This is a genomic window from Fluviirhizobium alvei, assembly GCF_030551875.1.
Lineage (GTDB): Bacteria > Pseudomonadota > Alphaproteobacteria > Rhizobiales > Rhizobiaceae > Rhizobium_E > Rhizobium_E alvei.
This window is the reverse complement of the sequence record NZ_JAUOZU010000013.1, coordinates 138,866-151,933: the sequence shown is the minus strand read 5'-3', so window position 1 is coordinate 151,933 and position 13,068 is coordinate 138,866. Positions and strand designations below refer to the sequence as shown.

At 59.4% G+C, this 13,068-nt stretch carries 15 protein-coding genes and 2 tRNA genes; 12 read left to right on the top strand and 5 right to left on the bottom strand.

Going from position 1 to position 13,068, the window contains the following annotated elements; translation table 11 throughout:
- Window positions 1–78: 78 nt before the first annotated feature.
- Window positions 79–519: a VOC family protein gene (locus Q4481_RS17820; RefSeq protein WP_304377752.1), complete on the bottom strand. Its 441-nt coding sequence runs from the start codon at window positions 517–519 to the stop codon at window positions 79–81.
- Between the two features lie 190 nt (window positions 520–709).
- Here Q4481_RS17820 and Q4481_RS17815 point away from each other — a divergent pair, with 190 nt between their 5' ends.
- The 5 genes from Q4481_RS17815 (at window position 710) to Q4481_RS17795 (ending at window position 2,557) form a co-directional block, all read left to right on the top strand.
- A complete protein-coding gene (locus Q4481_RS17815; RefSeq protein WP_304377751.1) occupies window positions 710–1,288 on the top strand; it encodes a cold-shock protein in 579 nt (192 codons plus the stop codon).
- A gap of 47 nt (window positions 1,289–1,335) precedes the next feature.
- On the top strand, window positions 1,336–1,767 hold the full coding sequence (locus tag Q4481_RS17810) for a DUF192 domain-containing protein (RefSeq protein WP_304377750.1): 432 nt from the start codon (window positions 1,336–1,338) through the stop codon (window positions 1,765–1,767).
- Between the two features lie 76 nt (window positions 1,768–1,843).
- A tRNA-Pro gene (locus tag Q4481_RS17805) sits at window positions 1,844–1,920 on the top strand.
- Between the two features lie 224 nt (window positions 1,921–2,144).
- Window positions 2,145–2,450 (top strand): ETC complex I subunit, encoded by a 306-nt coding sequence (locus Q4481_RS17800; protein ID WP_304377749.1) that lies wholly within the window; start codon window positions 2,145–2,147, stop codon window positions 2,448–2,450.
- A gap of 30 nt (window positions 2,451–2,480) precedes the next feature.
- Window positions 2,481–2,557 (top strand) — tRNA-Arg (locus Q4481_RS17795).
- A gap of 23 nt (window positions 2,558–2,580) precedes the next feature.
- On the opposite strand, the gene Q4481_RS17790 is transcribed toward Q4481_RS17795, so the two are convergent.
- The 4 genes from Q4481_RS17790 to Q4481_RS17775 are packed head-to-tail and all read right to left on the bottom strand — an operon-like array spanning window position 2,581 to window position 4,965.
- On the bottom strand, window positions 2,581–3,654 hold the full coding sequence (locus tag Q4481_RS17790; protein WP_304377748.1) for a tyrosine-type recombinase/integrase: 1,074 nt from the start codon (window positions 3,652–3,654) through the stop codon (window positions 2,581–2,583).
- Between the two features lie 8 nt (window positions 3,655–3,662).
- Window positions 3,663–3,845, bottom strand: a complete 183-nt coding sequence (locus Q4481_RS17785; RefSeq protein WP_304377747.1) for a hypothetical protein — start codon at window positions 3,843–3,845, stop codon at window positions 3,663–3,665.
- A gap of 11 nt (window positions 3,846–3,856) precedes the next feature.
- A complete protein-coding gene (locus Q4481_RS17780) occupies window positions 3,857–4,369 on the bottom strand; it encodes an ASCH domain-containing protein (protein WP_304377746.1) in 513 nt (170 codons plus the stop codon).
- Window positions 4,366–4,965, bottom strand: coding sequence for a hypothetical protein (locus tag Q4481_RS17775; protein ID WP_304377745.1), 600 nt, complete (start codon window positions 4,963–4,965; stop codon window positions 4,366–4,368). The genes Q4481_RS17780 and Q4481_RS17775 overlap by 4 nt, the downstream gene beginning before the upstream one ends.
- Window positions 4,966–5,167: 202 nt before the next feature.
- Between Q4481_RS17775 and Q4481_RS17770 the strand changes: the two genes are divergently transcribed.
- From Q4481_RS17770 to Q4481_RS17740, 7 genes are all read left to right on the top strand, one after another.
- Window positions 5,168–5,638, top strand: a complete 471-nt coding sequence (locus Q4481_RS17770; protein ID WP_304377744.1) for a hypothetical protein — start codon at window positions 5,168–5,170, stop codon at window positions 5,636–5,638.
- Complete coding sequence (locus tag Q4481_RS17765) at window positions 5,635–7,626, top strand: phage/plasmid primase, P4 family (protein WP_304377743.1); 1,992 nt, start codon at window positions 5,635–5,637, stop codon at window positions 7,624–7,626. Before Q4481_RS17770 ends, Q4481_RS17765 begins: the two co-directional genes overlap by 4 nt.
- Before the next feature lie 433 nt (window positions 7,627–8,059).
- A complete protein-coding gene (locus Q4481_RS17760) occupies window positions 8,060–8,815 on the top strand; it encodes a hypothetical protein (protein WP_304377742.1) in 756 nt (251 codons plus the stop codon).
- A 125-nt stretch (window positions 8,816–8,940) separates the two neighbouring features.
- Window positions 8,941–9,474: a hypothetical protein gene (locus tag Q4481_RS17755; protein ID WP_304377741.1), complete on the top strand. Its 534-nt coding sequence runs from the start codon at window positions 8,941–8,943 to the stop codon at window positions 9,472–9,474.
- 157 nt (window positions 9,475–9,631) lie between these two features.
- Window positions 9,632–10,276 carry a hypothetical protein gene (locus tag Q4481_RS17750; protein ID WP_304377740.1) on the top strand — a complete coding sequence of 215 codons (645 nt, stop codon included), beginning with the start codon at window positions 9,632–9,634 and terminating at the stop codon, window positions 10,274–10,276.
- Window positions 10,273–12,222 (top strand): phage terminase large subunit family protein, encoded by a 1,950-nt coding sequence (locus tag Q4481_RS17745; RefSeq protein WP_304377739.1) that lies wholly within the window; start codon window positions 10,273–10,275, stop codon window positions 12,220–12,222. Before Q4481_RS17750 ends, Q4481_RS17745 begins: the two co-directional genes overlap by 4 nt.
- Entirely contained in the window at window positions 12,219–13,067 is an 849-nt protein-coding gene (locus tag Q4481_RS17740) for a hypothetical protein (protein ID WP_304377738.1), read from the top strand. Before Q4481_RS17745 ends, Q4481_RS17740 begins: the two co-directional genes overlap by 4 nt.
- The last annotated feature ends 1 nt before the right edge of the window (window position 13,068 follow it).

Here is a 13,068-nt window from a genome sequence, read left to right as displayed (position 1 = left end):
GGGCAGGATGACCCACGCTTGAATGGCCGGATCTATGGCGTCAACCTTGCGCCAGGAGTTCCGTCCTATGAAGACGGATTACCAGACGCCTGTATTCGGCATCGAAGCCCAGGGTTCGCTAGAGGGAAGGGCGGCTCCCTTCTGGAGGATTTCGATCGAGATTCCATCCGGCGAACGGACGAAGGCCATGCGGCCATCGCGCGGCGGCCGGTTGATAGTAACGCCCATATCCATCAGTCGCTGGCAGGTTGCATAGATATCGTCGACTTCGTAGGCGAGATGGCCGAAGTTGCGGCCGCCAGTATAGGCTTCCGGGTCCCAGTTATAGGTGAGTTCGAGAAGCGGTGCCGATTCGGCACGGCCGGAATCGATATCCTCCGACGCCGCCAGGAAGACGAGCGTGAAACGGCCGGCCTCGTTCTCCATCCGGCGAATCTCGGTCATTCCGAACTTGTTGCAATAGAAGTCCAGCGATTCCTCGATATTGGTGACGCGCACCATGGTGTGCAGATAACGCATTGTATTTTCTCGCTCCAGTCACAAAGTCCGGCAAGCTTCTCCAGAAAGCCAGTTTGAGGCAAGCCTTTTGTGCGAGCTATCGACGTGGGTTTTCAACAGCCGGGACTTGCATCTGTATCATTTCGGGATGTTAATCACGGTGGTGAAGAATCAATTAACCGGTAGCGTGCGTAACGAGGGGCAAGACAATATGGCGGATAGGATTTCTTCCAAAGATTCCTCGCTCTTCGGGGATATCGTCCAGGATCCGGTCGATCTCGTCGAAATCACCGGCGTCATCAAGTGGTTCGATGTTGCCAAGGGGTTTGGCTTCATCATTCCTGATAATGGCATGGCAGATGTTCTTCTTCACGTCACCTGCCTGAGACGCGATGGATACCAGACCATTCTGGAGGGTACGCGCGTTGTGGCTCTGATCCAGCGGCGTGATCGCGGCTTCCAGGCCTTCCGCATTCTCTCGATGGATACATCGACGGCCGTGCATCCGTCGCAGATGCCGCCGGTCCGGACCCATGTTCAGGTGACCCCGTCGAGCGGGCTTGAGCGGGTGATCGTCAAATGGTTCAACCGCACCAAGGGGTTTGGCTTCCTGACACGCGGCGAGGGCACCGAGGACATCTTCGTGCATATGGAAACGCTGCGGCGCTACGGTATTACCGAACTCAGGCCGGGCCAGAGCGTTCTGGTGCGGTTCGGCGATGGCGACAAGGGGCTCATGGCGGCCGAAATCCATCCCGATATGGCTGTGCCGACCAACCGGGCCCATTGATGCGAGTGGGCGGCAAAACCATCACAAGCGCCGTTTCGGCGCTTTTTGTGTTTTTAGGTCTCGTTCAGAGCGTCTGGGCGCTCGAGCGGCAGGCGCTTCGCATCGAAGGCGAGGGTGGCGTCAAGGCGCGCTACCAGGTCGAACTGGCAAGCACATCCGACGAGCGGATGAAGGGGCTGATGGACCGGCAGGCGCTCGATGCCGGCGCCGGCATGCTGTTCGATTTCGGCACGCCACGGCGTGTCTATATGTGGATGCGCAACACCTATATCCCGCTCGACATGATCTTTATCGGCACCGATGGCCGCATCGGCCATATCCATCGCAACGCTGAGCCGCTGTCGGAGACGATCATCGATTCGCACATCATGACGCTCTACGTGCTGGAGGTGAATGCGGGCGAGGCGGATCGGCGCCATTTGAAAGAGGGCGACAGGGTCATTGCCCCCGCAATTGCGGCCACCACGTCCAACCCTTGAACGGAAGGGTGTGAAAGTGGAAATGGGGGTTGCGGTGCCGGTATGAACCGTGTAATCCAGCCAGCGTTTCGACAGTCGGAGTGTAGCGCAGCCTGGTAGCGCATCTGGTTTGGGACCAGAGGGTCGGGAGTTCGAATCTCTCCACTCCGACCATTTCAACAGCCTGAAAATCGCTCGGGATTGCGGCCGGACAAGTGGCTTGACTTGCGGCCGGCGACTTGTCATTGCCTGATCGTCAGATCGGTGGGCCAGCGCGGCGGATATCGCCAATTCCGGCTTGCGAGGTCTGTTGGAATTTGCCTTCGATGTCGTTCACAAACGGGTGAATCTGTGGCAGAAGGGGCAAGCAAGTCCGCGCAGTCGATGAGGAAAAGAGCATGTCGGCGAAGATCTACCGCCCCGCCAAGACGGCGATGCAGTCAGGAAAAGCCAAGACCCATCTCTGGGTGCTGGAATTCGATCAGGAAAAGCCGAAGACGATCGATTCGCTTACCGGATATACCGGCAGCAGCGAGATGAAGCAGCAGGTTCGCCTGAATTTCGAAAGCTGCGAGCTCGCCAAGGCCTATGCCGAACGTCACGGTATTGCCTATCGGGTGATCGAGCCCAAGGAAGCGACGCGCAAGAACGTTTCTTACACGGATAACTTCCGTTTCAACCGCATGCAGCCCTGGACTCATTAAAGTCCCTGCCGCCGGTCAACGGCGGCTGATGGCCCCTTAGCTCAGCTGGATAGAGCACCTGCCTTCTAAGCAGGTTGTCGCAGGTTCGAGTCCTGCAGGGGTCGCCACCCACTTTTTAAGTAATTGAAAATCAATCGTTTTTTTGATTTTCGCCCACACCTGTTTCGAGGTGTGGGGATAGGATGTTCTCATTTAGTTTCTCGGCGGCTGACAAGGCCATCCGGCGGCGGTCTGCTTTTCGGGTGTAGAGAGACGCCATGGCGTCCGAATTCCAGCCGAAGAGCGCCTTCAGTTCGCTGTTGCTGCCACCCAGTTCTGCCAGCTTTTGCGCGACAGATTTGCGGATGCCATGAGCCCGAACCGAAACCCCGGCTTCGCGGCACATTTCACCGAACCAGTTGCCGAATGATGCTGCGGACTTGAACGGGCGCCCGTGGATGGGCGTCACCAGATAGGCCATATGCCCGGTCTTTACAGCGGCAAGGGATGCCTTGAGGATTGGATGTAGCGCGATATAGAGATCTTCGCCGTTCTTGGTTGCCCGGTATTCGATGACATCGCCACGGATATGTTGCGGCCCGATTCTGTAGACGTCCGATCGGCGAAGCCCGGTGAACATGAGCAGCTCCATTGCAAGCCTGGCCTGGCTTCCGGCGGGATGCTTTCGGTAGAAGGCAATGATGTCCTCTTCGGACCATGGTTTATGGCCGTCGGTCTTGACCTTCGGGCGCTTTACCCCCTTGCAGGGGTTTTCGTCCATGTAACCGGCATCGACACCCCATTCGAACAGATAGCTCATCATCTTCATGAAGCTGATTGCAGCGAAAGGTGTATCGGCGCGCTTGTCGCGGCCGCCGGCGATCGTGGCGCGCCCGATTTGCGACAGGAGTGCGGATCCAGCATCACCCTTGCAGACGTTCTTGTACATGTTGCGCCTGACAGACTGGGTGGCCGGAGACAGTTGCTTGAACGCCGCTGATTCCTGGTACTGATCGACCAGCCATTGAAGCGTCATTTTCCCGGCCGGCCTTTTGGGCGCTATCGTCTCGCCGGCCAGAAGCCTGCGGTGCGCTTCCATGAATTCCTTGTCGCCATATTGACCCGGCATTCTGGTTCGCGGGCCGGTGCCAATGCGAAAATACCAGACGATTTTTCCGTGTCTGGTGACATGCTTTTGCACATAGAGCGGGCGCGGTTTCGGCATGCCTTCCATCAGAGGTAATCCAGAATCGGTTTTTCAAGTGATTTTTCAGATTTTGGCGGGTTATCCCCGTTGATGATGACCGCGCCGCTCGGTTCAACCCGGATGGATTTCACCTCGACGCCGGCCTTTTGAACGGCGGATATCGCACGGACAATGGCATCCTGCGAGACAGCAACAGCTTTTCTGCCCATTCCGGTTTCCTCTACAACAGCGCCCATTGGCGGTCGGCGGCTTCCGATGCTGTCTCTGGCCTGGCGCCGGGCGGCAGCATCCATTTGGCGGGGGGATCGGCGACGCCATCGTCGTCGCGGTGCCATTCGAAATAGCCGAGCTCGCCACGGCAGGGGATGAATTCAACCGGTTGCGGATCACGCAACAGCAGCCCCTTGGGGCCAAAGAACCACGGGCTATGGGATTGCGACACGACATCGATGATCTCAACGGTGCCGATGATGCCGCCACGCAAAAGCCTATCTGGTGATGGCGCCAGATGCACAACGCCGGCGCTGCGGAAAACATCGATCGCCATCGCATATTCGTGCCGTGTCATGCCCTTCGAGGCATGGATGCAAACGCGGCCACGAAAATCGAGTGCCGCACCATGGGCCGATTTATAGCGGCGGTTCCATGAGCGGTTTTCGATGTTCTTGCCGGCATGAATGATGGCCCATGCCCATGGCTGGCGAACGGATAGGGCGAGACGGGGGAGGGTCATGGGGCGACCCTTTCTCGGATAGCGGCAGCTATCCTGTCCGTGTGATGAGACAATGGTGAGTTTTGCACGATACGCGCCGCTTCCTCGAATGCAGCGTTGCGGGCATCGGCAAGGGCTCTTTCTGCGGCTTCGGCGCGTCTTTTTAATCGATACTGCTCCGGGGAGAATGGAAGCCAATCAAAGCAAGCAACCCCTTCATTGCGAGATTGTATGATGGCACACGGACCGCAGCGGACTGGTCCACCTTCAGCAAAACAAAGATCAGGCGTGTCGCATGTGGATTCGATATCTGATCTTTGCAATAATCTTTGGTGATCGGTAAGCGTAAAATTCACGCGATCCCTAAGCTCGTCCCGCTCTTTCTCCGCCTGCTCAAGGCGAGAGCGAAGCGCACCAAATTCATTGTTGATCATCACAAATGGCGACTCTTTCATCGCCTCTGCCGCCATCTCAATGCCCTGTATTCGGCCATATTCAAGCGCTGAATTTATATCAGCACATTGCAATGGCTTCATAGTTGCCCTTTCAATTGCTTCACGCTTCCTCTTCGCTTTTGCCAGTAGCAGTTCAGATATCCGTTCCACGATGTCACTCATGGTCGCCTCCCTTGAGGGTGGCGCGGTCCAGCCGTTCAATTTCAGCGATGATCAGTGCGCCGGCCTTAACAAGGTCGCGGCGTCGGCCTGTTGGCTTCCACCATTTGATGTCCCAAGGCCAACGCGCTTTCATCCATCCTGGTGTTCCATCAGCGCCGTGGTTATCGCCTCCGGATACTATGAGATCCTGCAGACGAAAAAGATGCGCGGGCATTTCAAGGGATCGATCATTCCGCTTCTGGGCGATCTTTCCGCGCGGCGTTGGCTGTGCGGCGAAGGCATAGAGACCACCGGCTGGCTGGCCGCACAGGAAGGCTGGCGCGATGACACATTCTATTTCGCCGCCGGCAGCCTGGGCAACATATCCGGCCCGGCTGACCCGGACAGCAGCTTTTACCATCCCAACCTCACCAAGCCGGACAGTGCCGGCCGCGCGCGGCGGGTGAAGGTGGGCGGACCGGTGCCGAAGCCGGGCAGTGAAGGCGACTGTTTTCAGGTACCGGCGCATGTGACGGATCTCGTCATCGGTGCGGATGGCGACTGCGAGAAGGTGCGGACCCTTTCGGATATGGCGCGGGCTGAGGCCCGCCTTGCCCGGCCCGGGCTCACGGTCAGCATATGGTGGCCGCCCGAAGGGATGGATTGGGCGGATTTAAGCAGGGGTGCGAAATGACATCGAACGGTTTGCCGGAAGCGGTGCTGCGCATGGCGCAGATTGCCGCCGAACAACGCGCGGCCTATGGCGCCAACCCGGACCCTTTGCCGGTTCTTGAGGCGGATCTGCCGGAGCCGGCCCTTGAGCCGTCTGACGACGAAAAGCTGGAAGAATGCGCCGCCGCACCGGAAACCGACATGGGCTTAGGCGACCGGTTTCGCATTCGCTATGGCACCATTGCCCGGCATGTAACGCATGTTGGCTGGCACGGGTTTGATGGCAAGCGCTGGAAGGAAGATGATTCCGGCGCCTTTACACGCCGGCTGGCGCACAAGACTGCGCAATGGATCGATGACGAGGCCATTCTGCTCGAATGTTCCGACGATGAGCGGGCGAAGATCGAGGCCGGGCGCCTGGCGAAAGCGGCCCTGCAGGAGATGGGGCAGCCGCCGAAAGCAGGTGAATCGGTCTCGCTCGACGAGCTCGACCGGCTGATTGCCGAGGGCGACGAGGCCGAACTGATCAAGACGAAAATGGGCAGGCCGAAGGCGGACTGGGACGCGGAAAAACACGCGGCCTATCGCGCAGCCGGTGAGGCGATCGCCGCTGGTGCCGCCGCGCGCAAGAAGCGCTTGCGGGCCCAGGAAGGGCAGGGCTGGACGCCGGAGCGGCTGAAGGATTACGAACGGCTGCAACGCGATATCGATCGGATGGAAGAGGTGGAAGAGGATCGTGCAGGGCGGATTTCGTCGCGGCATAATTTTGCCCGCGCGGCGCAGAGCACCAGCCGCATCAACAATATGCTCATCGAGGCCGCACCTTATCTCTCGATCTCGGTCGAAGATCTCAACCGCGATCTCCATTCGCTCAATTGCCGGAGCGGCACGCTGCGCTTCGTGCGGCGTGACGGGCGCTGGAATGTGATGGAAACTGGCCATGAGGCCAGCGATTACATTTCCAAGCTGGCGGAGGTTGATTTTCGCCGTGATGCGGCGGCACCGGCCTTCAAGCGCTTTTTGATGCGGATCCAGCCAGACCCCGATATTCGCGCCTTTCTGCAGCGCTATTTCGGTTATTGCCTGCTGGGCGTGACGCTCGAGCAATGCATGGTGTTCTTTTATGGCGCCGGGCGAAACGGCAAATCGACGCTCATGGATCTGCTGGTCGAGATCCTCGGCGATTATGCGGTGTCGATGTCGATCGACAGTTTTGCCGGCGACAGTCGCAGATCCGGTGCCGAGGCAACGCCAGACCTTGCCCGCTTGCCGGGCGCGCGCCTGGTGGCCGCAAGCGAGCCGGAAATGGGCACCAACCTCAAGGATGCCCTGATCAAGACCCTGACCGGCGGCGAAAAGATGCCGGTGCGGCGGCTCAACCAGGATTTCTTCGAGCTCAGGCCGCATTTCAAGATCGTGCTTTCGGGCAACCACAAGCCGCAGATCCGCGATGATTCCGACGGCATCTGGCGGCGCGTGCATCTGGTGCCGTTCGAGATCCAGATTCCCGAAGAGGAGGTCGATCAGGACCTTCCCAAAAAGCTGCGAGCCGAGGCCGAAGGCGTGTTTGCCTGGATGGTGGCCGGCGCGCTCGATTATCTCAATGGCGGCTTGCGGGTGCCGGACAAGGTGCGGGCAGCAACCGCCGAATATCGCGAGGAGAGCGACCCGATCGGCGCTTTTCTGCGCAATGCCTGCGAGATCACCGGGCGCGAGGAGGACCGGCAGAGCCCGCTTTCGCTGTTCGAGGCCTTCTGCGCCTATGCCAGGCGCGAGGGCTTGCCGGAATTCAAGCAGGCGACCTTCACCAAGCGATTGCCGGACCAGACCCGAAAGCACTGGCTGGGACCAGACAAGGCCCTGCACCAGTTCTGGAAAGGCAAGAGCGGCACCACCGTTTATTGCGGCATCCGCATTCTGCCGGACTTCGAACCGCAGGCTGGCGGGCGCGGGCGCGACGAGCGCTTTCCGCCGCCCAGCGATGAGCCGTGGCCGGATGACATGCGCTGATCCCGGACCCTTGGCCGGGACGCGCGGGCAGCAAAGGGCTGTTGCGGCCCTCCTGCGCCATCTCAAAGGGTCCGGGGTGGTTCGGATTGGGACGCAAGGGACGGTAATGCGAAACGGTTGGGACGGAAATCAAACGAAGGGTTGGGGGAAATGGAAATGAAAACAATGGCTTTGGACGCTAGGGGCGCTAGGGACGGAAGTTTCCGACCTTCCATGATGCGCGCACGCGCAAACGGGAATGCACAATGAGTGTGAACGAAAATGGCGAGAGGTTGCGCGTGGTGCGAAAGGCGGGATTTTGCGTCCCTAGCGTCCCAACCTTTGTTTTTGTTCGCTTATTCAGGATTTTCCGTCCCATTTTGCGTCCCAAACTCTCTTTCTCATCGTCCCTAGCGTCCCAAATGACTGTTTTTGACACCGACAGGAGGTTCTGATGCTTCGCATTGGCTTTATGGAATTCATGAAATGGGCTTTTGCAGAGGAGCTGGTGCATCTCGCCTCCAACAACGAGAGTGCGGCCTGGTCTCGGATGGCTTCCTATGCGGCGCTCGGGACGGTGATTGACCGGTCCGGATATGGCGTCGGCGGATTGCCGGATATCGACGATGTGCATCCGGACGCGGTGGCGGCGAGCGAAGCGGTGATGCTGCTTTCCGCTGAGACGTTCGACCTGCCGGAAGGCTGGAACCCGATGCCGGAATTTGACGATCCGCATGGGCTGATTGCCGAAACGGTCGCGACGGTGCTGAAACAGCGGGCGAACCGCGATCGTGAGACCAGCACCAACAATCTGATCGCGACCGTCATTGGGTATGCTGTGATGCAGCGAGAGCCGGAATGGCGGGTGGCGTGGCCAAAATACCGGATGGTGACGCGTGGAGGTAAGCCGGCCTGGTTCCGGCAGGAGACATTCAAGGATAGTCTTGGTCGCAGCAACTCACTCGAGGTGGATGGTTATGATGCGCGCACCCATCGACCAAAGCCGGGTGCCTATCGCAAGTTCGAACTGTCGGAACCGTATGAAGGGGCGGTTCGGTCGCGGATCGACTGGTATCTTTGGGCAAAGGCTGTTGCAGTGGTCTCGAATCGCCTTCAGACCGGTCTTGTGGCCCATCGCGTCGAGCGCTTTGAACCGCATCCCGAAATCTGGACTGTTGTTCCCGCGAGTGAAGCTGTTGAAAATGCTTGAAGAAAAATTCGCATTGCAGGGCTTCACTGCGGCAGAAACTTGACATAGCCTTGAAGCGTGGAAATTTATCCAGAACCCGCTGGCGGAGACGCTTCAGCGGGTTTTGCATTTCAGGTGGGTGCGACGTGGCAGAGATCCGGTTCGACGCTTCCGAATTCGAACAGCTCGGGCGGGCGTTCCGCAATCTTCCTGGCGAGATCAAAGCCAAAGCCATGGCGCGGGCGATGAGCCGCATGCGCGATATGGCGAGGACACGGATCATCCGGCTCGGCTCGGACCGTATCGATATCCCGCAAAAACATATTCGCGAACGCGCAACGGCTTACTTCAATTCCGGAAGTAGCACGATCGAAGTCGTCGAAAGATCCGGTTGGATTGCGCTATACGAACTCGGTGCGAGCCAGACGAGGCGAGGCGTGTCCGTCAAGTTGCGCGGATCGTATCGGCATGCGTTCATCGCGGCCATGGGGTCGGGTCATAAAGGCGTGATGCGGCGGGTCGGCTCGGAGCAGTTACCTATCCGCGAACTGTTCGGCCCGAACCCTGCGCATGACATCACCAACAACCCGGATGACTATCTCGACGTGATGGAAGAGATCATCGAGCAGAACATTCTGCCGCGTGTCATCCACGAGATCGACCGGCTGCTGCCGCGCTGACCCTCCGGGCGGGCGCGACCCACCCCCGGGGTTAGGGACCGTATGCCGCAAAGCCAGCCAACGGGCCCGGCGGACCCCGAATTCCCGGCAGTCTGAGGGTAAAACTGAAGCCTAAAGGTTCTAAAGGTCGTTAAAGGATTAAAGGTCGAGATTTAGCATGGGCCCGCAACTCGTTTCCAAAGGCGAATTTGCGGCCATGATCAATGTCTCGCCCGGACGAGTTTCGCAGTTCATCGCGGCGGGGCAGATCAGCGCTGCGGCGATGGTGGGCAGCGGCCAGCGGGCGAAGATCGATGTCGAGCGCGCCAAGGCGGACCTTCGACTGACACTGGATGTGAGCCAGCGTCTCGGAAATGGTGCCTCGACCAATATCGATCCGGGTCTCTCTGGTGCGGCGCCGATCTCGGCTCCGAATGTCTATGACCCGGAACCGATCCTCGGCATCGATCACAAGATCAAGCAGCAGAAGTTCGAGCAGCTCCAGCGCGCCAACCGCAATGCGGCGGTGGCGGAAGCCAGAGATGCCGGCCAGCTGACAGATGCTCAGGCGGCCAAGGCTGAGATGATCAAGATCGCGGCGAGCATGCTGGACGTGTTCGATGGCGGCATCAACGATATGGCCATGGCTGTCGCGGCCAAGTTCGAACTGCCGCAGCGCGATGTGAAACACCTGATGCGCACCGTATTTCGCGACGTGCGCGAGCGGGCCGCGAAGGTGGCGCGCGAACGCGGTGCGGAGATGCCGGATCTGGCATCAACGACGATTGAGACCGAGGAGACCGATCAAACGGCGGTGACATGAACCAGATCGTCATCGACGTGGCCAATGCCGAAAAGGTTGCCTGCCAGGCGCTGTTCGAGGTGCTGAATCCTCCGGCCCGTGTGGACTATCTCGCCTGGGCTGAAAACAACATCGTATTTTCGGAGCTGGAAAGCCCGGATTATCCGGGCCCCTACAGCCGGCGTCTGTTCCGGTACTTCGACGAAATCCTGATGGCGCTGTCGCCGGACGATCTTTGCCGCATCGTGACGATGTCGAAATCGGCGCAGATCGGCGCGACCGTGATCGCCACGATTTTTACTTGCGGCTCCATGGACATGGATCCGTCGTTTTTTCTCTATGTACAGCCGACGGTTACCAAGGCCGAGAGCTGGAGCAAGATGAAGCTTGCTCCGATGCTTCGGGGAACGACAGCGCTTTCAAAGCTCTTTCCGATGAAGAGCCGCGATGGACTCGACAGCCTGCTCTACAAGGAGCGCGTCGACGGGCGCGGCGCCATCCAGATCATGGGCGCCAATGCGCCGATCGACCAGGTGACGATGAAGCGCCAGGTGCATGATGACCTGGCGAAATGGGAGATCAACTCCGCCGGTGATCCGGAAACACAGGCCGACAGCCGGTCGCGCGGGATCGAGGAAGCGAAGATCTTCAAGATCTCCACGCCGCTTGTCATGCCAGGCTGCCGTATCACGAAGAATTTCGAGGATGGCAGCCAGGAATATCCCTACGTCCCTTGCCCGCATTGCGGCTTTATGCAGGTGCTCGAGTGGGAGAACATGCTTGCCAACCTGGATGAAAACCATCCGGAGAAGGCGCATTTTACCTGCATCGATTGCGGGACCGAGATACAGGAATATCACCGGCAGCAGATGCTGGATGGGCTCGAATGGCGGGCACACAACCCTTCGCAGAAGCGGTTTCACCGATCCTTCTATATCTGGAGTGCCTATTCGCCGCTGCAGAGCTGGGAACGCATCGCCCGCGAATGGCTCTCGGCCAAGGGTGATCCGGCTTCGGAACAGGTGTTCCTGAACGATACTGTCGGCCGCGCCTATGTCACGGCAGGAGAAGCGCCGCCCTGGGAAACGCTCCGGGATCGGGCAGCCAATTCGGAAGTGCCGCGCGGCACGATCGCCATCGGCGGACTGATCGTCACGCTCGGGATCGACTGCCAGGACAACCGGGTCGAATGGCAGGCTGTGGCCTTCGGGCGCGATTTCCGCCGCTTCGTGATCGATTGCGGCATCATTCCCGGCCATATTTCAGAGGATGAAACGCGGCGGCGGCTTGACGGGCTCCTCGAGCAGACCTGGCCGAACGCGCACGGGCGGCGGATCGGCATCGACAAGGCAGCAATCGACGGCAACGCCTATACCGAGGAAGTCTGGGAATGGGCGCGCCGGCACCCAGCGTCAAAACTGGTGATGGTGCGCGGTGCGAAGGAAGAGACGGCGCCCTTGACCGCCAGGGTCAAGAAGGAGCGTAACCACAAGACCGGCAAGCTCCTGAAATATGCCAAGCGGTTTTACAACTTCAACGGCTCGGTCCTGAAGATGGCGCTCTATCGGAATTGCGCCAAACAGGACCCGTTGGAGCGGGGCTATGTGTTTTTCCCGCGCGGTCTTGATGATGAGTATTTCCGGCAGTTGACGGCGGAACGACGGGTTCCGAAGCGACGCAAGGACGGGTTTACCGACTATCGTTGGGAAAAGGACCCGAACCAGGCCAACGAAATGCTTGATACGATGAACCAGGCTGAGACGGCGGCGATCCTGTTCGGTGTTCGCGGGCTGCCCGACAAGATCTGGGACCAGCTCGAAGCGGAACGGGATTGTCCACCGCAGGAAGCGCAGCTCGATTTCGAGGATGGTCTGTTCGGGCTCGGCCAGATGGACGGATCCGGCAGCAAGCCGGCCGTGAAGAAACAGACCGGTTCGACCGAAAACAGGTGGAAGAAACGAAAATGACGAAGCCACGGGTGCGGGTACAGGCTGGCAGCCGGTCTGTCGGCTTACCCGTGTCACGGCCTCAGGCCTCCTACCTGAGGGATACGCGTTCCGGCGTGATCGCATCTCGCCCGGCCTCGCTATCCGAACACCGGGACCAGGTGCGTGCCGTCTGGCGCAGGGCCGGCGCGCTGGCGATGGACATGATCCAGAATTCCGGCCGGTTGCGCGGCGTGGTCGACCAGATCATCGTCGACAGCTGCGGCACCGAACTGACGATGAGCTATCAGCCGGATCTTAGCCGGTTCGGCTATCACATCACAGAGGCGACCGACCTCGCCACCGTGGCCAACACCACCTATCACCTGCGTTACACCGAGGCCGATGGCTTCGTTCTCAAGAGCATGACCGACCTCGCCTATAATCCATCCAGTGCTCTCGAAACCGATGCGGCATTCGATTCCGCTTTCGATGATATTCTGGTGGCGCGAGTGGTGACCAATGGCGCCAATGTGGCGACCATCACCAATCTTTCCAACAAGGCGCGGCTGATCAAGCAGGTGAACCGCCGTGACGTGCTGATGTCGGCGCTTGACTGGACCACGCTCTCCGGCAGCGGAATGGCACTCAACTGGGGGAGAACGCCGGGCATCAGCTCCTGCACCATGCAGGAATGGCGCTCGAACAATGCCGGGCCCGATGGCAGCGTGACAGCGGAAAGCGCCGGAACGGCACGGGCCGTGGGCGCGCGCATCCCCGCAAACGGGGTGTCGCGCTACAATATTTCGGCGCTCGAATACTACTACGAAGACACGACCTTGAACCACGGAACTGCGAGTTTCGTGGTATTCGCAACTGCATTCTGAG